This window comes from Serinicoccus sp. CUA-874 (assembly GCF_001942225.1).
In the GTDB taxonomy this organism is placed as follows: domain Bacteria; phylum Actinomycetota; class Actinomycetes; order Actinomycetales; family Dermatophilaceae; genus Ornithinicoccus; species Ornithinicoccus marinus.
The window spans coordinates 147,664-166,925 of sequence record NZ_MKJZ01000037.1; the positions used below are offsets into that span (position 1 = coordinate 147,664).

General features: G+C 71.6%; 15 protein-coding genes and 2 pseudogenes. 6 read left to right on the forward strand and 11 right to left on the reverse strand.

The window, feature by feature from the left end:
* Nucleotide 1: 1 nt before the first annotated feature.
* From BJF80_RS15310 to BJF80_RS15340, 6 genes are all read right to left on the reverse strand, one after another.
* Entirely contained in the window at nt 2-487 is a 486-nt protein-coding gene (locus BJF80_RS15310; RefSeq protein WP_075814906.1) for a hypothetical protein, read from the reverse strand.
* Nucleotides 484-1,092: an RNA polymerase sigma factor gene (locus tag BJF80_RS15315; RefSeq protein ID WP_052327759.1), complete on the reverse strand. Its 609-nt coding sequence runs from the start codon at nt 1,090-1,092 to the stop codon at nt 484-486. The genes BJF80_RS15310 and BJF80_RS15315 overlap by 4 nt, the downstream gene beginning before the upstream one ends.
* Nucleotides 1,086-2,747 (reverse strand): S8 family serine peptidase, encoded by a 1,662-nt coding sequence (locus BJF80_RS15320; protein ID WP_075814908.1) that lies wholly within the window; start codon nt 2,745-2,747, stop codon nt 1,086-1,088. Before BJF80_RS15320 ends, BJF80_RS15315 begins: the two co-directional genes overlap by 7 nt.
* A gap of 327 nt (nt 2,748-3,074) precedes the next feature.
* The gene (gene ndk, locus BJF80_RS15330; protein WP_075814912.1) at nt 3,075-3,515 is read right to left on the reverse strand and encodes a nucleoside-diphosphate kinase; all 441 of its coding nucleotides are present in this window, start codon (nt 3,513-3,515) and stop codon (nt 3,075-3,077) included.
* A 37-nt stretch (nt 3,516-3,552) separates the two neighbouring features.
* Nucleotides 3,553-4,389, reverse strand: a complete 837-nt coding sequence (locus BJF80_RS15335; RefSeq protein WP_075814914.1) for an undecaprenyl-diphosphate phosphatase — start codon at nt 4,387-4,389, stop codon at nt 3,553-3,555.
* A gap of 1 nt (nt 4,390) precedes the next feature.
* Nucleotides 4,391-4,798, reverse strand: a complete 408-nt coding sequence (locus BJF80_RS15340; RefSeq protein ID WP_237767659.1) for a DUF4233 domain-containing protein — start codon at nt 4,796-4,798, stop codon at nt 4,391-4,393.
* A gap of 113 nt (nt 4,799-4,911) precedes the next feature.
* Here BJF80_RS15340 and BJF80_RS15345 point away from each other — a divergent pair.
* The 5 genes and pseudogenes from BJF80_RS15345 to BJF80_RS15365 all read left to right on the forward strand — a co-directional run bounded on the left by BJF80_RS15345 (nt 4,912) and on the right by BJF80_RS15365 (nt 8,995).
* Nucleotides 4,912-5,543, forward strand: a pseudogene (locus BJF80_RS15345) (DUF3105 domain-containing protein).
* Nucleotides 5,540-6,289 (forward strand): DUF305 domain-containing protein, encoded by a 750-nt coding sequence (locus BJF80_RS15350; protein WP_075814918.1) that lies wholly within the window; start codon nt 5,540-5,542, stop codon nt 6,287-6,289. Before BJF80_RS15345 ends, BJF80_RS15350 begins: the two are co-directional and overlap by 4 nt.
* Nucleotides 6,290-6,390: 101 nt before the next feature.
* Nucleotides 6,391-6,705 (forward strand): hypothetical protein, encoded by a 315-nt coding sequence (locus BJF80_RS18600; protein ID WP_028130875.1) that lies wholly within the window; start codon nt 6,391-6,393, stop codon nt 6,703-6,705.
* A gap of 20 nt (nt 6,706-6,725) precedes the next feature.
* On the forward strand, nt 6,726-7,988 hold the full coding sequence (locus tag BJF80_RS15360) for a cupin domain-containing protein (protein ID WP_075815032.1): 1,263 nt from the start codon (nt 6,726-6,728) through the stop codon (nt 7,986-7,988).
* Nucleotides 7,985-8,995 carry a sucrase ferredoxin gene (locus tag BJF80_RS15365; RefSeq protein WP_075814920.1) on the forward strand — a complete coding sequence of 337 codons (1,011 nt, stop codon included), beginning with the start codon at nt 7,985-7,987 and terminating at the stop codon, nt 8,993-8,995. Before BJF80_RS15360 ends, BJF80_RS15365 begins: the two co-directional genes overlap by 4 nt.
* On the opposite strand, the gene BJF80_RS15370 is transcribed toward BJF80_RS15365, so the two are convergent.
* From BJF80_RS15370 to BJF80_RS15390, 4 genes and pseudogenes are all read right to left on the reverse strand, one after another.
* On the reverse strand, nt 8,992-10,284 hold the full coding sequence (locus BJF80_RS15370; protein ID WP_143554148.1) for a bifunctional folylpolyglutamate synthase/dihydrofolate synthase: 1,293 nt from the start codon (nt 10,282-10,284) through the stop codon (nt 8,992-8,994). The two genes, BJF80_RS15365 and BJF80_RS15370, sit on opposite strands and share 4 nt — an antisense overlap.
* 172 nt (nt 10,285-10,456) lie before the next feature.
* Nucleotides 10,457-13,824: pseudogene (gene ileS, locus BJF80_RS15380) on the reverse strand (isoleucine--tRNA ligase).
* A 313-nt stretch (nt 13,825-14,137) separates the two neighbouring features.
* A complete protein-coding gene (locus BJF80_RS15385) occupies nt 14,138-14,917 on the reverse strand; it encodes a DUF6065 family protein (RefSeq protein WP_075814926.1) in 780 nt (259 codons plus the stop codon).
* Entirely contained in the window at nt 14,917-15,834 is a 918-nt protein-coding gene (locus BJF80_RS15390) for an SAM-dependent methyltransferase (RefSeq protein ID WP_075814928.1), read from the reverse strand. Before BJF80_RS15390 ends, BJF80_RS15385 begins: the two co-directional genes overlap by 1 nt.
* Nucleotides 15,835-16,254: 420 nt before the next feature.
* On the opposite strand from BJF80_RS15390, the gene BJF80_RS15395 reads away from it, so the two are divergent.
* Nucleotides 16,255-17,463, forward strand: coding sequence for a YcaO-like family protein (locus BJF80_RS15395; protein WP_269087416.1), 1,209 nt, complete (start codon nt 16,255-16,257; stop codon nt 17,461-17,463).
* A 59-nt stretch (nt 17,464-17,522) separates the two neighbouring features.
* Here BJF80_RS15395 and BJF80_RS15400 read toward each other — a convergent pair whose 3' ends face one another.
* Nucleotides 17,523-19,175 carry an alanine/glycine:cation symporter family protein gene (locus BJF80_RS15400; RefSeq protein WP_075815034.1) on the reverse strand — a complete coding sequence of 551 codons (1,653 nt, stop codon included), beginning with the start codon at nt 19,173-19,175 and terminating at the stop codon, nt 17,523-17,525.
* Between the last annotated feature and the right edge of the window lie 87 nt (nt 19,176-19,262).

Here is a 19,262-nt window from a genome sequence, read left to right on the forward strand (position 1 = left end):
GTCAGATGGTGAAGGTGGGGGTCAGGACGGTGCGGTCACCGAGGGGGTGGACCACGAGATAGGCGGGGCCGGTGCTCACTGCGGCGAAGGCGAACCGTCCGTCCTGGACCTCGACGCGGTCGCGACGTCCGTCCGGTCGGGCCAGCTCCACCTCGGGCACCTCGCAGGTGAGCCAGCCGTCCACGCGCGCCGTGCCGTCGCCCAGCGGGCTGACCGTGATCATGATGCTCACGGAGTCGGTGCTGAAGGTCACCGTCATCGCCTGGTCCGGCTCGTCCTGGGCGTCGTCACCCCGGGTGAGTGCCGTCGGTGCCCGCGTGAGCTCGGCCACCTCGGCCTGGAGCGCCCGCACGGTCAGGGCGAACTTGATCCGGTCGGTGAGACCGGCGGGGGAGGGGTCGAGCCGGTCCACGGTCTCGCGCAGGTCGTGCAGCACGGCGACGTCGGAGCCGTCGAGCGGCGCCGACGAGAGGTCGTCGTAGGTCATCGGTCCTCCCACCTGTCGTCGGCCGCCAGCGACCGTCGCAGCTTGTCCAGGCACCGACCACGGGTGGGTCCGATGCTTCCCCTCGGCATGCCCAGCGCCGCCGAGATCTCGTCGTAGTCCGGCCGGTCGCAGAAGGCCACGATGCGCAGCAGCTGCCGGCACCGTTCGGAGAGCTCCTGGACCGCGGCCCAGAGCACCTGCTGGCGCTCGGTGAGGATGGTGGCTGCCTCGGGACCGGGCTCGGTCTCGCCGGGGTCGACGGTCCCCGTCGGGTCGTAGGAGGTGCGCCGTGCCACCTTGGCGGTGCGCCAGCTCTCCCGCTTGACCGCGATGACGAGCCACCCCAGCACCGCACCGCTCTCCCGGATGTCGGCGGCCCGGTCCACCAGCCTGATCCACACGTCCTGGACCACGTCCTCGGCGGCCTCCCGGTCGCACCCGTGGGCCCGCGCGACGTTCCACAGCAGCGGGCTCGCCAGGTCGACGAGCTCACCCAGCGCCTGGTCCTGACCCTCGCGATACCGGTGGAAGCAGGCCCCGGCCTGGTCCCCGAGCGAGGGGGGATCCTCCTGGACACCCACCTCCGGCTCGTCGTCGGTCAGCATCGTCCCTCCTCCACCAGCAGGGTGTGCAGGGCCGCCCCTGCCCGGCCGCGCAGTGCTGCCGCCGCGTCCCCGTCGTCGTCCGCCGCCAGCCGCGCCGCGAGGTGGTCTGCCAGCTGCCCGGCCAACCAGGGTGCGGCGAAGCTGGTCCCGCTCCAGACGCCGAACCCGCCCCGGAAGTCGTCCGGGTCCGGGGTGGCCCGGGTGCCCGGGTCGGTGCCGACCCGGCGGGCGGGCTGGGCCGAGGCGTCGAAGGTGACCGGGAGGGTGCTGACGATGTTGACGCCCGGGCGGTGGGTCGTGACCCACGGCCCGGCGTTGCTGAAGAGCGCCACCGAGCACCGGTCCGGGTTGAGCGCGCCGACGCAGACGAGCGGCACCGCCTTCCGGGTGTCCGGGGTCGACCCGGCGGGCAGCGCCCACCCGGCGGGATACATCGGGGTCCTCGTCGCCTGGTTGCCCGCTGCGGCCACGACGCCCACCCCGGACCTGCCGAAGATCTCCAGCAGGGACCGCACCGGGTGCTCCTTCACCTCGCCGTCCTGGTGGTAGAAGCCGAGCGAGAGGTTGAGGACGTCCACGACGCCCCCGGCGTCGCCGAAGTCGTCACGTCCCTGCTCCTGCCGGATGAGGTGCAGGACGAGCAGGACGACGAGCGTGCGCACCACGTCCTGCTCCGCCGCCAGCCCTGCGGAGTCCAGCACCGGGAGCGCGACGATCCGCGCGCCCGGGGCGGCCTGCCGGACGACGCCGGCGATGAAGGTGCCGTGCCCGGACAGCGGGTCGAGCGCGCCGGTCAGCTCGTCGACCACACCCGTACCCTCCGGCCACGGATCGGGCCGGCCGTCCGGCAGGACGGGCCAACCGAGCAGCGAGCGCCGCTCTGAGGCGAGGTCGCCGCCCGCGAACCACGGGTGCTCCCCGAGCCCGGTGTCCGGGATGACGACGACCGGGGCTCGCCGACCGCGCGGCTTCCTCGTCGGGTCGGAGAGCGCCAGCTGCACCGGCGTCCGGTCGGGGGCCACGCCCGGCACCCCGCCCTGTCCGCCCCAGTAGAGCCCTCCGGTCTGCCCACCCCAGTAGAGCCCTCCGGTCCCGGGCACGACGAGGTGCTCCAGGTCCACGTTCTTCAGCCCGGCCGCCCGCGCGGCCAGGAGCAGCTTCCACGGGTCGGGCTCCCGGACCCCCTCGCCCGGCACGACGAACACCCGTGAGGCATACCCGGCGTCCAGCTCGCGGACGCCCAGGGCACCGACCTGCAGCCCGGGGTCGATGCGGGTCACCGGGTCGTCCGGACCCATCGGCGCGCTCCGGACCTGCTCGAACTCCTTGCCACCCCCGTCCTCGGCCCCGGTCTCGACCGCCAGCAGCAGCCACCGGGTGAAGGCCTCGTCGGCGACGTCGGGGCGCAGGGACACCTCGAACCCGGCCGCGCGCAGGACACGCTCCAGCTCGGCGATGCGGTCCACGGCGGAGACGCCCAGCAACCCGCTCACCAGCAGCCGGCCGGCACGGTATGCCGTCGCCGACGGTGCAGCGAGGGCCGACCCGTCACGAGCCCGCTCCCGGGCGGCGGTGGACGGGTCGAGGAGCCGTGCGTCGTGACGGCGCAGCAGCGCGGGGGGCAGGAAGAGCTCGACGGCGTCCCGCTGGGTCATCAGGCCTCCTTGGCCGGCTCGGTCCCCTGCGGGTCCCAGCCTAGGGGTCAGGTGGCCCTCAGAGCACCCCTTCACCGCACAGATACATCGGATCGTGACGTATCTGCGCGGCCGGCCCGGCCTCTGCTCCCTGGACGGTGCCGTCCGGCGCTGAGGAGTCCAGGAGCCACGAGCCCTGGCCGGACGCCCTCGTCGCCCCGACCGGCGGGCCCGCGTGGATGACCGACCTGGTCAACGGCGACAACTTCCTCGGCGGGACCTCCTCCAACGCGGCGATGGCCGGCTATCCCCTGGTGCCGTGCCCAGCGGGGGGCGACGGTCCCGCGCTCAGCCCTGCGGGAACCAGATGTCGATCTCGCGCTCCGCGGACTCCGGGCTGTCCGAGCCGTGCACGATGTTCTGCTGCACCTTGAGTCCCCAGTCGCGGCCGTGGTCGCCGCGGATGGTGCCCGGGGCGGCCGCGGTCGGGTCCGTCGCGCCGGCGAGGGAGCGGAAGCCGGGGATGCAGCCCTGTCCCTCGATGACGGCGGCGGTCACGGGTCCAGAGGACATGAACTCCAGCAGCGGCTCGTAGAACGGCTTGCCCTCGTGCTCGGCGTAGTGCTGCTCGAGCTGCGCCCGGGTCGGGGTGAGCACGGCGAGGGCCGCGAGCGTGTAACCCTTGGCCTCGATGCGACGCAGCACCTCCCCGGACAGGCCGCGACGGTAGCCGTCCGGCTTGACGAGGACGAGGGAGCGTTCGGTCTGCGCGGCGGTCGTGTCGGTCACGGGCCCCAGCGTAGGCCGTCGCGGCGGCTGCTCGACGTCAGGGCTCGAGCACGCCGAGGCCCAGCAGGCCGAAGAGGACGAGGGCCAGCACGATCCGGTAGACCATGAACGGCGTGAAGGTGTGGGTGGTGATGTAGCGCATGAACCAGGCGATGACGGCATACCCCACGCCGAAGGCGAGCACCGTGGCGACCGTGATGGCGCCCCATCCCGTCCCCGACCCGATGGCGTCCCCGGTGACGACCTTGACCAGCTGCAGCCCGCCGGAGGCGAGCACGGCCGGGATGGCGAGCAGGAAGGAGTAGCGTGCCGCGGCCTCGCGGGTGTAGCCCATGAAGAGGCCGCCGGCGATGGTGCCGCCGCTGCGGGAGACGCCGGGAACCAGCGCGAGCGCCTGCCACAGGCCGAAGCCGAGGCCGTGCTTCCAGGTGAGCTGGTGCAGCTCGCGCTCCTGGCGCCCCACCCGCTCGGCGGCGAGGATGACCAGCGCGAAGACGAGCAGCATGGTCGCCGTGATCCACAGGCTCCGCAGGTCGGTCTCGATCCAGTCCTGCAGCAGCAGGCCCAGGATCCCGATGGGGAAGGTGCCGAGGATGACCCACCAGCCGAGCACGGCGTCCGGGTCGTCGCGCGGGATGCGCCCGGCGAGCGCGGCGAACCAGGCGCGGACGATCCGGACGATGTCGCGCCAGAAGTAGAGGAGCACGGCCGCTTCGGTGCCGAGCTGGGTGATCGCGGTGAACGCGGCACCCGGGTCCGCGCCGTCGTCGCCCAGCAGTCGCCCGACGATCGACACGTGCGCGCTGGAGGAGATCGGCAGGAACTCCGTCAGCCCCTGCACGATCCCCAGCACGATCGCGGTCAGCAGGTCCATCTCACTCGCTCTCCCCGTCGGTCACGGTGTCGTCGGTCGCCGGGTCGTCGGCCTGCGCCTGCCGCTGCGCCGTGAGCCGGTCCATCCGCGTCCCCTGGCTGAGGCACAGCCACCAGAGGAAGCCGAAGAGCCCGGCCACGACGAGCATCGCCGGCAGGACGAGCCCGGCCGCCAGGGTGAGGAACTGCGCGAGCCAGCCCAGGAGGATCCCGACCCTGCTGCGCAGCGCGCCGGCGGCGAGCACGCAGAGCGCGGTGAGCACGAGCCCGCCCCAGAGGTATGCCCCTGCCCGCGGGTCCCCGGTCGTCCCGGCCAGGCGCCAGGCCACGAGGGTGCCGAAGAAGACCGACATCGCCTGGGCGAGCAGTGTCGTGGCACACAGACGTCGGGTGAGGGTGCCGGGGGTCACGCCCGTCAGTGTCGCAGACCCAGCCTGGGAGGCTTCCCAGCAACCCGCCAGCCCGACGGCATACGCTGGGGTCGATATCCCTCAGCTCGACCGATCCGCACAGGAGCGCACCGATGCCCCGACCCGACCGCAAGCCCGCGGCCTCCGACCGCGCCGCGAAGGCGGCCAAGATCCAGAAGGCCGGCGCCGCGGCCGAGCGACGCCGCGGCGTGCTCATCTGGGGTTCGGTGGTGGCCGTCGTCGCCCTCATCGTGGGCGCGGTCGTCTTCGCGGTCGTGCGGGACTCGCCCGCGCTGGCCGACCTGTCGGCCGTTCAGGACTTCGACAACACCGCCGCCGACCACCGCACCGAGCAGATCGACTACGACTCCACGGTGCCGCCGGGCGGCCCGCACCACCCGGCCTGGTGGAACTGCGGCGTCTACGCCGAGGAGGTCCCGACCGAGCACGCGGTCCACTCGCTCGAGCACGGGGCCGTCTGGTTGACCTACCAGCCCGACCTCCCGGCGGAGGAGGTCGAGGTGATCACCGCACTCGGCGACGAGGACTACATGCTGGTCAGCCCGGTCGCGACCAGGAGTCGCCGGTCATGGCGACCTCCTGGAACCACCAGCTCGAGCTGGACTCGGCGGACGAGAAGCTGCTGCAGGCCTTCGTGCGGGAGTACAAGCAGGCGCCGGACACCCCGGAGCTCGGTGCCGCGTGCACGAGCGGCACGAGCACGGACCTCGTGGAGCGCGGATGACCGATCGGTGGCGCACCTTCGGTGCCCCCGCGCTCGCCGCCGTCACCATCGTGGCGCTGTGCCTGGGCGCCCTCGTGGGATGGCTGGCCTTCGGTGAGCGCACCCCGCCCGACGACGGCGCGGACGCCGGCTTCGCCCGCGACATGAGCGAGCACCACGCGCAGGCGGTCCAGATGTCGCAGCTGGTCATGCAGCGCACCGACGACGAGGCGGTGCGCCGGCTCGCCGTCGACATCAGCAACAACCAGGGCTACGAGCGCGGGATGATGGGGACCTGGCTCGACGACTGGGGGCTGTCGCGGGCCCGGGGCGAGGAGCGGATGGCCTGGATGTCGTCGGCGGGGACGTCGATGGAGGGGATGGACCACGGCGACATGGCCGACCTGCCCGCGGGCGTGCCCATGCCCGGTATGGCCTCCCCCACCGAGATCCAGGAGCTCGGCGAGGCCTCCGGCCAGGAGGCCGAGGTGCTCTTCCTCCAGCTCATGACGACGCACCACCTCTCCGGGGTGGACATGGCGCAGGCCGCGGTCGACCAGGCGCAGCAGCCGGAGGTGCTGCTCGCTGCGCAGAAGATGGTGGACGCACAGGTCGGCGAGGTCCTGCTCATGCAGGACATGCTCGAGGAGCGGGAGGCCGCGCCGCGGGAGGACATCGACGCCTGGGTGGAGCAGCAGGACGCGGCCTCCGGGGGCACGGCGGACGCGACCTCGCCGAGCGAGGCGCCGGGCGGTCACGACCACTGAGCGGGCAGGGCACCTCCGGTTGCACGCCGGTGGGCCACGCAGGATGCTCGTGCCGAGGCCGCGGACCTCGCGGCAGCACCATCGACAGAAGGGTGGACGACATGAGCACGCAGGACAACGACCCGTTCCAGGACGTGCCGGAGGCGACCGAGGCCGCCAGCGGCGACGCCGACGGTCACGCCGGTCCCGGTGGCGACGGTGGTGCCGACGGCGGCGCTGACGGTCACGCCGGCCCCGGTGGCGACGGTGGTGCCGACGGCGGCGCTGACGGCCACGCCGGCCCCGGTGGTGACGGTGGAGCCGACGGCGGCGCTGACGGCCACGCCGGCCCCGGTGGTGACGGTGGAGCCGACGGCGGCGCGGACGGCCACGCGGGTGCCGGTGGCGACGGCGGGGCTGACGGTCCTGCCGAGTGACCGACGTCGGATCGCACAGGGTGAGGGCCGGGAGACCGGCCCTCACCCGACTGCTGGGCTCGCTGTCCCCGGAGGACTTCGCACGGGACCACTGGGGGCATACCCTCCACCTGGCCCCGGTCGCCGACCGCGGCGGTGACACCTTCGACGACCTCTTCTCCCTGGACGCCGTCGACGAGCTCGTCTCGGCGCGCGGGCTGCGCACCCCCTTCCTGCGGGTCGCCAAGGACGGGTCCACGCTGCCGGAGGGCGCCTTCACCTCCTCGGGCGGCACCGGTGCCGGGATGCCGGACCAGGTCGACGACAGCAAGCTGCTACGGCTCTTCGCCGACGGGGCGACGATCGTCCTCCAGGGCCTGCATCGCACGTGGTCGCCGATCCGCGTCCTGGCCGACGACCTGGCCGCCGACCTCGGCAGCCCGGTGCAGGTCAACGCCTACGTCACCCCAGCGGCCAACCAGGGCTTCGACGACCACTACGACGTGCACGACGTCTTCGTGCTGCAGATCTCCGGGACCAAGCGCTGGTCGTTGCGCGAGCCGGTGCTCCCGCAGCCGCTGCGCAGCCAGCCGTGGACCGACCGGCGCGAGGAGGTTGCTGCCGCCGCCCAGCGACCCGCCCACCTCGAGACGACCCTGGAGCCCGGCGACTGCCTCTACCTCCCCCGCGGCTGGGTCCACTCGGCCCGGGCGATGGGCGAGGTCAGCACGCACCTGACCATCGGCGTGCACGCCTGGACCCTGCACCACCTGGCGACCTCGGCGCTGGACCTCCTCGCTGCCGGTCTCGGCGTCGAGGACGGGGTGCGCCGCAGCCTGCCCCTGGGCGTGGACCTCTCCGACCCGGACGGCTGGCACGACGACGTCGAGCAGGTGCGCGAGACGTTGCTGCGACGGCTGCGGGAGCTGCGGGCCGACGAGCTGGCCGCGACCCTGCACTCACGACAGCGGGGCAGTGCCCGACCCTCGGCCGTGCGTCCGCTCGCGCAGGTCGCGGCGGCCCAGTCCCTGACCGTCGACGACGAGATCATACTGCGCCCCCATCTCGTGGCGCAGCTGCAGGGCAAGGACGAGCGGGTGACCGTGACCTCGCGCGTGGCGTCGTTCACCCTGCCGGCCTCCTACCGTCCGGCCCTGGACCTCCTGCTGGAGGGCGGGCCGGTGACGGTGCGCGACCTCGGCGGCGCCGCGGGCCTCGACGAGGACGCCGCGCTGCAGCTCGCGCGCGGGCTGCTGACCCGCGGCATCGCCGTCGTGCCCGGGTCGGGCGACGGGCACCGATGACCGAGAGCTTCCGCTGCTCGGACGCCGCGCGGGAGCGCGCGGACCCGCTGCCGGGGACCGCACCCCCGCAGCCGCGGCTGCTGCTGGTCGAGGTGCCGGGCGGGTGGCCCTTCGACGCCCTCCAAGCCCTCCCGGATGACGTGCGGGACGACGTGGCCCGGGAGAGCGCCGCCGCCTGGGCCAGGGTGCTGCTCATCCGGCGGCCGGGCGAGCAGCACCGGCGGGTCGGACCGTGGCGCTGGTATGCCGTCGACCCGGGCGCCCCTCCCGGGTCGCGGGTGGTGCGCGGTGCCTGGGGCTCCGGCGCCGAGCTGCTCACCGCGACGGCACGGCTGCGTCAGATGGCCGGGGAGGCGGCCGCGCGCGCGGCCGCCGCCGAGCCCGTCGGCCTCACCGACGCCTCGGCCGACGACGAGCAGCTGCTGCTGGTCTGCACCCACGGCCGCAAGGACGTCTGCTGCGCGGTCCGCGGTCGACCGGTGGCCGTGGCCTTGCAGGAGGCCTGGCCGGACCAGACCTGGGAGTGCTCGCACACGGGCGGTGACCGCTTCGCGGCGAACCTGCTCGTCCTGCCGGACGGCGCCTGCTACGGCGCGCTCGACCCCGGCACCGCCGCCCGGCTGGTGCGCGACCATCGCGAGGGCGCGCCCAGCGTCGCCCACCTGCGAGGGGCCCTCGGCCAGCACCGCGTGGTCCAGAGCGCGGTGCTGGCGGCCCTGGCCCGGTGGCAGGTGCCGTGGGACGCGGTGCACCCGCTCGGCCCCCCCGTGGAGCTGCCGGTCGAGGCCCCCGCCGGGGACGACCGCGACGACGGCGCTGCCCCCGTGGTCGGCCGGTGGCACACCGACGTGAGGGTGCGCGGCCAGGGTGCCTGGCGGGCCACCGGGGTCGAACGTCTGGCTGCTCCGCAACGGCTCACCTGCCGTGCCCCGCGGGCCGGCGCGGTGCGCATACCCGAGGTGACCGGCTGGAGCGCGTTGCCCGCCGAGGCCGTCGCCAGCCGCTAGGCGGTCTGCCGGCCGAGCAGCTCACGGACCTCGGCCGCGGTCGTCACCGAGCCCGTCGCGAGCACCGCGCCGCCGACCCCGCCGTCGTCGGCGAGACCGGCCGCGACGTCGAGGGCGTCCGGCAGGTCGGCGACGACGGTCACCCGGTCCTCGCCGAAGTACTCCGCGACCAGCTCGCCGAGACGGTGCGGCCGGATGGCGCGCGGCGAGGTGGTGCGGGAGACCACGACGTGGTCCAGCACCGGCTCCAGCGCCTGGATCATGTGCTCGGCGTCCTTGTCCTCGAGGACCGCGAGCAGCCCGACGAGGCGGGTGAAGGTGAAGGACTCCCGCACCGCCTCGACCAGCGCCGCGGCCCCGGCCGGGTTGTGCGCCGCGTCCACGAGGACCGTCGGGGAGCGCCGGACGATCTCCAGCCGGCCCGGCGAGCTGACGTCGGCCAGCGCCGCGCGCAGCACCTCGTCGGTGAGCGGCTGCTCGCCACCCCCGACGAAGGCCTCCACGGCGGCGATCGCCATCGCCGCGTTGTGCGCCTGGTAGGCACCGAAGAGCGGCAGGAACAGGTCGGTGTAGTCGCCGGCCAGGCCGCGCACGGACAGCTGCTGCCCGCCCACCGCGACCTCGCGGGCCAGGACCCCGAAGGCGACGCCCTCAGCGTGGATCTGCGCTCCGACCTCCTCGGCACGCTCGGTGAGGACCTGCATGACCTCCGGCTCCTGCACCCCCACGACCGCCAGGGCGTCGGCCTTGATGATCCCCGACTTCTCGCCCGCGATCTCCTCCAGCGTCGAGCCGAGCAGACGGGTGTGGTCGAGCGCGACGGGGGTGAGGACCGCGACGTCGCCGTCGGCGACCGAGGTGGCGTCCCAGACACCGCCCAGGCCCACCTCGACGACGGCGACCTCGACCGGGGCGTCGGCGAAGGCGGCGTAGGCGAGGGCGACCATCACCTCGAAGTAGGTCATCCGGACCCGGTCCGCCTCGTCCGGCGACGCCATGCTCTCGGCGTCTACCATCTCGACGAAGGGCAGGACGTCGTCGTAGGCGGCGAGGAAGGCCTCGATCGAGACCGGCTCCCCGTCGATGCTGACCCGCTCGCGCATGTCGTGCAGGTGCGGGCTGGTGAACCGGCCGGTGCGCAGACCCATCTCGCGCAGCAGCCGCTCGGTGATCCGCGCGGTGGAGGTCTTGCCGTTGGTGCCGGTGAGGTGGATCATCCGGAAGCTGTGCTGGGGGTCACCCATGAGCTCCATGACGCGGGCGACCCGGTGCAGGGTGGGCTGCGGCATGTGCTCGGGGGTGCGCGCGAGGATCGCCTCGCTGACCTCGGCGTAGCGCGCCAGCAGCTCGGGCGACGTCGCCTCCGCGCCCGGGGCGAGCCCTCCTCGGCGGGGGGCACGGCGCCGCCCGGGTCCAGCGGCAGCTCGGTGCTGCCGTCGTCGCCGGCGAAGATGTTGTCGCTCATCGTCCTGCCTCCTCGCGTCGGCTGATCAGCAGCTGCACGGTATGCCCACCGCCCAGGTCGGCGGTGCCCGAGTGCGCACCGTCCTTGGCCGGCGGCAGCGGCTGCCCGGCCCCGGCCGCCCCGAACTGCACGGCGAGCGTCTCGCTCATGACGAGCTGCTGGTAGGCCATCGCGGCGTCCCACACCTCGTCGTCACCGACGACGGTCAGGCTGATCCGGTCGCTGATGTCCAGCCCGGCATCCTTGCGGGCGCCCTGGACCGCGCGGACCAGGTCACGGGCCAGACCCTCCTTCTCCAGCTCCGGGGTCACCTCGGTGTCGAGCACGACGAAGCCGCCGCCGTGGCCGCGCAGCGGCGCGGTCGCGGACGACGAGGCGCCGTCGGCGGACTCGCCCACCACCGTCTCCAGGGTGAACTCGCCCTCCTGCAGCGGTATGCCGCCGCTGGTCACCGTGCCGTCGCCGGCGACCGACCAGTCGCCGCTCTTGGACCCCTTGATCGCGGCCTGCACCTGCTTGCCGAGACGGGGCCCGGCGGCCCGGGCGTTGACGGTGAGCCGCTGCTCGATCTGGAGATCGGCCAGCGCGTCCGGGTCGTTCGCGTCGAGCACGGTGAGCTGACGGACGTTGACCTCCTCCATGACGACCTGCGTGACCATCCGGGCCCGGGACCGGTTGCCCGGCGGCGTGAAGGACTCCCAGTCCGGCAGCACCACCGTGAGCCGCGGCAGCGGGAGGCGCACCCGCAGCCCCTGCGCCTTGCGCATCCCGAGCGCCGCCGAGCAGACCTCGCGCACCGTGTCCATCGCGGCGACCAGACCGGCGTCGTCGGGCAGGTCGTTCACCTCGGGCCAGTCGGTGAGGTGCACCGACTCACCACCGGTGAGCCCACGCCATACCTCCTCGGTCAGGAGCGGCAGGAGCGGCGCGGCGACCCGGCAGGTGATCTCGAGCACGGTGTAGAGCGTGTCGAAGGCAGACTCGTCCTCGGCCCAGAAGCGGTCACGGGAACGCCGGATGTACCAGTTGGTGAGCACGTCGACGAAGTCGCGGATGACCTCGGCGGCGACCGCGATCTCGTTGCCGTCGTAGGCGGCCTGCGCCGCCTCGACGAACTCGCGCGTCTTGGCGAGGACGTACCGGTCCAGCTCGTGCTCGGACTCCGTGGACCACCGCGCCTGGTAACCGGCGGCGTTGGCGTAGAGCCCGAAGAAGTACCACGCGTTCCACAGCGGGATCATCGTCTGGCGCACGCCGTCGCGGATGCCCTGCTCGGTGACGATGAGGTTGCCGCCCCGCAGGATGGGGCTGCTCATGAGGAACCAGCGCATCGCGTCGGCGCCGTCGCGGTCGAAGACTCCCGCACGTCCGGGTAGTTCCGCAGCGACTTGCTCATCTTCTGCCCGTCGCTGCCGAGCACGATGCCGTGCGACAGGCAGGTCGAGAAGGCGGGCCGGTCGAAGAGCGCGGTCGCGAGGATGTGCAGCGTGTAGAACCAGCCGCGGGTCTGCCCGATGTACTCCACGATGAAGTCCGCCGGGAAGTGGTGCTCGAACCAGTCGGCGTTCTCGAACGGGTAGTGCACCTGGGCGTAGCTCATCGACCCGGAGTCGAACCACACGTCGAGCACGTCCTCGACCCGGCGCATGGTGCTCTTGCCGGTGGGGTCGTCCGGGTTGGGCCGGGTCAGCTCGTCGACGAAGGGGCGGTGCAGGTCGATGCTGCCCTCGCGGTCGCGCGGGAGCTCGCCGAAGTCGGCCTCGAGCTGCTCCAGGGAGCCGTAGACGTCGATCCGCGGGTAGGCCGGGTCGTCGCTGCGCCACACCGGGATCGGGCTGCCCCAGAAGCGGTTGCGCGAGATCGACCAGTCGCGGGCGTTCTCCAGCCACCGGCCGAACTGGCCGTCCTTGATGTGCTCGGGCACCCAGGTGATCTCCTGGTTGGTGCGCAGCATGTCGTCCTTGAAGGCCGTCACCTCGACGAACCAGGAGGAGACCGCCTTGTAGATCAGCGGTTGCTTGCAGCGCCAGCAGTGCGGGTAGGAGTGGCCGTAGGACTCGCGCCGCAGCAGCACGGTGCCCGCGGTGACCGAGCCGGCCTCGTGCTGCTCCCCGCCGAGCTGGTTGCGGGTGGCCGCCTTGAGGTGGTCCATGATCGGCGCGTTGGCGTCGAAGACGAGCATCCCGGCGTACTCCTCCACCGGGGCGGTGAAGGCGCCGTCCGGGCCGACCGGCATCACCGGCTCGATGCCCTCGCGGTCGGTGACCACCTTGTCGTCCTCACCGAAGGCGCCCGCGGTGTGGACCAGTCCGGTGCCGTCGGTGGTCGTGACGAACTCGGCGACGACAAGGCGGTGCGCCCGCTCCCAGCCCTGGTAGTAGGAGAACGGCGGCACGTAGGAGCGCCCGGTCAGCTGGGCGCCGGTGTAGGTGCCGAGCACCTCCGGGTCCTCGCCGAGCTCGTGGGCGTAGGCCGCGAGCCTCTCCTTCGCGACGAGGTAGCGCTCACCTCCGCCGGACCCGGCGTCCTCGCCGGTGGCGCCGGGCAGGGGGGCCCGCACCACGACATACTCGATGTCCTCGCCGACCATGATCGCGAGGTTGGCCGGGAGGGTCCACGGCGTCGTGGTCCAGACGAGCGCCAGCGCACCGTCCAGGACGTCATCGGGCGTCCCGCCCGGCAGCAGCCGGGCCCCGACGGTGACCGCCGGGTCCTGCCGCACCTGGTAGACCTCGTCGTCCATCCGCAGCTCGTGGTTGGACAGCGGCGTCTGGTCGTTCCAACAGTAGGGCAGCACGCGGAAGCCCTCGTAGACCAGGCCCTTGTCGTAGAGCCGCTTGAACGCCCAGAGCACCGACTCCATGTAGTCGACGTTGAGCGTCTTGTAGTCGCCCTCGAAGTCGACCCAGCGGGCCTGGCGGGTGACGTAGTCCTGCCACTCGTCGGTGTACTTCAGCACGGACTCGCGACACTTGGCGTTGAACGCCTCGATGCCGAGGCCGAGGATCTCGTCCTTGGTCTTGATGCCGAGCTGGTCCATCGCCTCCAGCTCGGCGGGCAGGCCGTGGGTGTCCCAGCCGAAGCGCCGCTCGACCCGCTTGCCGCGCATGGTCTGGTAGCGCGGCACGACGTCCTTGACGTAGCCGGTGAGCAGGTGGCCGTAGTGCGGCAGGCCGTTGGCGAAGGGCGGTCCGTCGTAGAAGACGTACTCGTTGGCACCCCCGTCGCCGGCGTCACGCTGCTCGACGCTCCGGGCGAAGGTGTCGTGCTCGCGCCAGTAGGCCAGCACGGCCTGCTCGATCTCCGGGAAGCGCGGGGAGGAGGTCAGCGCGGCGGCGGAGGTGCTGGACTGGGGGTAGGCCATGGGTGGGCGGCTCCTGAGGTGTCGCGGGGCGGGCGTCGCGTGCAGTCGTGTCGTGGTCGTTCCAGTGCCACGAGGACGACGCTGCCCGGGGTATGACGCCCGGTCGGCACCGCGGTACCACCTCGCTTGCGCGTCGCCTCAGGCATACCCCAGAGGTATGCGTGCGCGCCGCGCCGCTTCGTGTCGGCTGTGACGGGCCGGCCCGTGCGGGTCTAGTGAGCTCATCCGCTGGCGCGCGGTGGCCGTTCTGCCGCAGGCTCGCCGCTGATGACGGCTCGGACGCCTGTGCCGATCGTAGCGGACCGGGCATGGCTCAGTTCCCACGAGCGTGGCTGCGGGCTGTGCGGGCGTACGAGCCCGGGCGGCGTCCTCGCTCGTTCCGTTGTCGCCGTTGCGCCAGGAACTCCTCCCACACGTCAGTCGGCCAGGAGTCCAGTCCCCGCACGACCCGTGGCCGAGCGGACTCGCTCGGGTAGGGCATGACCTGTAGGTGCGCCATCGGCATCCGCTCGTGGAAGATGACAGGTTCGGTGCTGGTCAGGCGGAGCACCACGGGGATGTAGCTGCGGTACCAGTCCGTCTCCAAGAATCCGTCGTAGACGAAGGCTCCCCTCCCACTCACGATGTTCACGGGGGATCGGACCAGCAGACCGTGCCCCGGCGGCGTCCTGGCGATGAGGCCGGTCGTGATCTCGATGCTGTCCTGCAGGCGCGGGCTCGCGCTCACGAACGGCGGCCCGGCACTGACATCCAGCAAGTCTTGCAGCTTGTCCTGCTGCTGAGGGGTCGTTGGCACGGCATCGCCGCCCATGTCGTCTCGAGGCGGCAGCCTGGCTCCTTGGCCCCCGTCGAGGGGTATCCAGTCCACGGGCCGCGAGTCCGAGTCCAACCGCCACGAGATGCGCGATCGGGACCCGTCCCAGTGCAACGCGAACGTTCGGGGTGGATAGACATAGAAGCCGTGGGCGGACGCGACTTGCACCGGCGGGCAGAACTGCACCGCGGCGACAGGGAGCGTCCCTCCGACGTCGCGGCTGGCTGACGACAGCCGGCACCCGTGGGCGAAGATGTTGTAGAACTCGACGTCCGACATCAGCCCGCTGCCTCCTCTGACCCGTCGCCCTGGCGCTTCTGCGCCAGCACGAGTGGGGGATCTGCCGGGGTGACCTCGCCCTGGAAGACCACTGCCATGCCGATCTCCTCGAGCTCCTGCCGGACCCGTGTGATCCCATGGACGCACCGACCTGCCCTGTGCAGACGCCATCGTGACACGGCGACCGGCAGGTCGGGGGGCACGCTGGGGGAGCCCTCGTCGGCGGCAGCAGCGACCAGCAGCCACCCCCCCGGACGCACGGCGTCACTTGTGCGTCGGAGTGCCTCAGGGCCGTCGTGTGCGCCGAGAGCATGAAGGGGCAACCAGGCGACGTCGAAGCGGTCCCGCTCGCGCAACTCGGCCACCGCACGGTGCTCAAGGCGAACCCGCCCCTCCGCGCGGGCCTCCTGGAGGCGCTCGTTCGCGAGGCGGAGGGCATCGCCATCCACGTCGATACCGAGCGCCCACGCGCCTTCGACCGCGTCGACGAACGCCGTGATGACCCCGCCGATCCCCGTGCCAACATCAAGAAGCCCCAGCCGATCCTCAGCAAGACTCGCGGCCAGATCCTCGTGCTGATGGGCCAGCACTCGCAGGAGCTGCATCACCCGCCGTCCGGAGGCGACGCCGTCCGGGACGGAGCACGAGCGCTCGTCGCGAGGCTCGACCCCGTCCAGGGCATCTACCGCGGCCAGCAGAGTCCGCCGCAACTGGCCGGCCAGAGCCTCGGGATCAGGGACGTCGAAGCCCAACGAGCGTTCGCCCCCGGCGACGGACAGCGGCCAACCCGCAGCCGCGAGGACGTCCGCCACAGGCGGAGCCAGACGACGCGACCGGAGCGCATGGCCCAGGGCTGCCACTGCCCACACCTGGTCCGTCATGGCGTTGAGACGTATCTGGTCCTGGACCGGCGCCATTCTTCACCTCTCTCCACCTCACGTGCTGTGACCTCGAGATTAGTGGTTACGAGCGCATTCATCATCTGTTGACAGGTGCTCTGGGCCGTGTTTGAGTGACAAATGTCCACACAACGGGGAGGTGAATGACATGGCATGCGCTGGATACGAATGGTGCGCAGTGCTCGAAGACGACGAGGAGATGATCGGCGTCGCGGAGCTGAAGGCGGGTGAGCCCGCTTGAGGGCATCGACATGGCAGGAGGCGGCCGGGAGGAATTCACTTCCTCCCGGCCGCGACGCGTCCTGGCAGGGCCAGAGGGAGCGGGAACGGCCTCTCGACGATGCGGCGGATCAGATCCTTCAGGACATCTCTTCTCTGCAATGGAATGCCCAGTTCCGCCTGCTCGGTGCCACCACACCGACCGCCGCCCAGGGCCGGTTGCGCACAGCCGGCCACCAGGACGTCCCCTACGGTGTCGGCGCGGGGAAGGGCGCCCCTCAGACCGCGTGCGTGGGAGCCCTCTACGAGGCGGTCGAGCACGCACTCAGCGGACCGGAGTCCCTTGTGACCGCCGACGTCGCCGTGCACCGAGCATCTGACATTGCGACGCCCTCCTGGGAGGGTGATCGGGCGCTGGAGCTGGTACGTGGAACCGAGGGCATGCTCGCCTGCCTCAACTACAGAACTGTGGACGACCATGAGCCTGCCGCCCTGCCCATCGCGTTGTGGGCACCGTGGTACGTCGCCGAGTCTCGCGAGCTCACCGACGCAAGGACCGGTATCGGCGACGACGCTTCCTATCGCCTGCTGCGGGCATATAGCTGCAATACGGGCTGCGCCATCGGGGCCTCATCTGCCGAGGCGACGCTGCACGCCATCAACGAGTGGGTGGAACGTGATGCGCTCTCTCTGTTTCAGCTCGTCTCCATCCACGACGAAGGCCAGCTGCCGCCGCTGATCGACCGGGGACTCTTGCCCAGCGATGTTGTTGCCATGCTCGAAGGAGCCGAGGCCGCCCTGGGCCAGCGGGTCCACCTTCTCGACCTCACCACGGACGTCGGCATTCCCGTCGTGATGGCCTACCTGGCGGACCGAAGGATGATCCCGGGGAAGGGGTACGGAATGGGTGCCTCTCTCAGGGCAGCCACGGCTGTGGAGCGCGCAGTCAGCGAAGTCGTTCAGGGGGAGCTTCTGGCTGCGGTGGTGACCGAGCAGGTATCGGCCATCTCCCCGAGGGTGGCAGGGGATGCCCACACCCCCGGTCTCAGGCCGACCTACGAGGACGTCATCCAGGAGCACGACACCGCCGAGCGCATCCGCAGCCGTCTCGCACCTTATCCACGTCTGCTCGCCAGCGCTCAGCTGGACATGGCACCGAGGGTCCTCGACTCCGTGCCCCGCGGTTGCCCGATCGACATCGCCTCACCGGACGCCACGGTGCCAGAGCAGGAGCGACTGGCGGCGGCTCGCGTTCGCGCGGTCGGATCGCGCGTCTTCCGCGCCACCCTTGCTGCGCTTCCAGCAGGCACCACGCTCGTCCAGGTCCAGTGCCCCGGGTTGGAACGTTTCCACCAGATCACTAACGGTCACCTGGCGCTGCCCGGCGAGCGCGGGCGCCGGGCGAGGATGCGTCGTTCCGTGCGCTAAGACGCACCGAGGGCCGGGAGCGTGTGCTCCCGGCCCTCGGTGATGTTGCGGTATACCCGTCAGCGACGATCGCGCGGGGTGGTGGCCCCACCCGCGCCGAAGCCGTCGTCGTCGGGGTCGGCCAGGCGGTTCCGACCGGAGTCGTCGCGCACCTGGTTGGCCTCGGCGAGCTCCTCGAGAGCGATCTCCTTGTCGGCGTCCAGCTTGCCGAGCTCGTAGAGCTCGCCCGAGCGGTAGTCCGCCCAGTACTCCTTCATCTCGCGCTTGATGACCGGCAGGAGGAAGTAGACCCCGAGCAGGTTCACGAAGGCGCAGAGGAAGAGGATGACGTTGGTGAAGTCGATGAGCTGACCGAAGGACAGCACACACCCCATCACCGTGAAGAGCAGGAAGACCCCGCGGTAGATCGTCACCGAGATCTTGCTGTCGTTGAACAGGTAGGCCCACGCCCGCTGGCCGTAATAGGACCAGGTGATCAGCGTGGAGATGGCGAACAGCGCGACCGCCAGGGCCAGGATGTAGGGGAACCAGCCGATCGAGCTCTCGAAGGCGTCCGAGGTCAGCGTCACACCGTCGGCGGCGGGGCCACCCTCGAAGTACGTGGACCGTGCGTCGTTGTAGGACTGCGTGTCCGCGATGACGATCGTCAGCGCGGTCATGGTGCAGATGATGACGGTGTCGATGAGCGGCTCGAAGAGGGCGACGAAGCCCTCGGACACGGGGCGCCGGGTCTTGACCGTGGAGTGGGCGATCGGTGCCGAGCCCAGGCCGGCCTCGTTGGAGAACGCGGAGCGCTGCAGTCCGACGATGAGCGCACCGAGGACACCGCCGACGACGCTCTGGGGGGCGAAGGCGCCGCTCACGATCTCGACGACCGCACCCGGCACCTGCCCGATGTTGGTCAGGATGACGAAGAGGCACGCCAGCACGTAGATCCCGCCCATGAACGGCACCAGGGTCGAGGTGACCCGGCCGATGGACTTCATCCCGCCGATGATGACCGCGCCGATGATGAACGCGATGATCAGACCGATGCCGAACTGCCAGGCGAGCGCTGCGAACGGGGAGTCCTCGCCGCCGGTGACACCCACCAGCTGCGCGTAGGTCTGGTTGGACTGCAGCATGTTTCCACCGGCGACACCGAACAGCAGGATGGCGATGGCGAAGGCGCCGGTCAGCCCGACGGACAGGAACTTCGGGAACTTGGTGAAGGCCACCGGGAGGTACTTGAACGGGCCGCCGGAGACGGTGCCGTCGGCGCGGATCTCGCGGTACTTCACCCCCAGGGTGCACTCGGCGAACTTGGTCGCCATACCCAGCAGGCCGGCGATGATCATCCAGAAGATCGCCCCGGGTCCACCCATGACCACGGCAGCACCGACACCGGCGATGTTGCCGAGCCCGACCGTGCCGGAGACCGCTGACGTCAGCGCCTGGTAGTGCGGGATCTCGCCAGGGTCGTCGGCGGAGGAGAACTTGCCTCGCACGACCTTGCTCGCCAGGCCGAGCCCGCGGAACTGCGGGAACCCGAGGTAGACGGAGATGACGATGGCACCGACCAGGAGCCAGGCGACGATCCAGGGCATCGGGAAGAAGCTCGGCGACCAGAAGAGCACGGCGTCGAACCAGACGGTGAGGTTGGTGAACGAGCTGTCGACCGCACCCTCGATGGCTTGCAGCCACTCCGGGTCGGTCGACTCTGCGGCGCTCATCGGCACGGGAATAGATCGCAACATGCGTCACACTGTTTGCCACATCGGGTGATTGGTCAACGACATACCCTGATCGTGACCAAAACG

Excerpts from the sequence above, each read along its gene's own strand:
- BJF80_RS15310 (WP_075814906.1), bottom strand. The coding sequence starts at position 487 with ATGACCTACGACGACCTCTCGTCGGCGCCGCTCGACGGCTCCGACGTC.
- BJF80_RS15315 (WP_052327759.1), bottom strand. The coding sequence starts at position 1,092 with ATGCTGACCGACGACGAGCCGGAGGTGGGTGTCCAGGAGGATCCCCCC.
- BJF80_RS15320 (WP_075814908.1), bottom strand. The coding sequence starts at position 2,747 with ATGACCCAGCGGGACGCCGTCGAGCTCTTCCTGCCCCCCGCGCTGCTG.
- BJF80_RS15335 (WP_075814914.1), bottom strand. The coding sequence starts at position 4,389 with ATGGACCTGCTGACCGCGATCGTGCTGGGGATCGTGCAGGGGCTGACG.
- BJF80_RS15350 (WP_075814918.1), top strand. The coding sequence starts at position 5,540 with ATGACCGATCGGTGGCGCACCTTCGGTGCCCCCGCGCTCGCCGCCGTC.
- BJF80_RS18600 (WP_028130875.1), top strand. The coding sequence starts at position 6,391 with ATGAGCACGCAGGACAACGACCCGTTCCAGGACGTGCCGGAGGCGACC.
- BJF80_RS15365 (WP_075814920.1), top strand. The coding sequence starts at position 7,985 with ATGACCGAGAGCTTCCGCTGCTCGGACGCCGCGCGGGAGCGCGCGGAC.
- BJF80_RS15370 (WP_143554148.1), bottom strand. The coding sequence starts at position 10,284 with ATGCCGCAGCCCACCCTGCACCGGGTCGCCCGCGTCATGGAGCTCATG.
- BJF80_RS15385 (WP_075814926.1), bottom strand. The coding sequence starts at position 14,917 with ATGTCGGACGTCGAGTTCTACAACATCTTCGCCCACGGGTGCCGGCTG.
- BJF80_RS15390 (WP_075814928.1), bottom strand. The coding sequence starts at position 15,834 with ATGGCGCCGGTCCAGGACCAGATACGTCTCAACGCCATGACGGACCAG.
- BJF80_RS15400 (WP_075815034.1), bottom strand. The coding sequence starts at position 19,175 with ATGAGCGCCGCAGAGTCGACCGACCCGGAGTGGCTGCAAGCCATCGAG.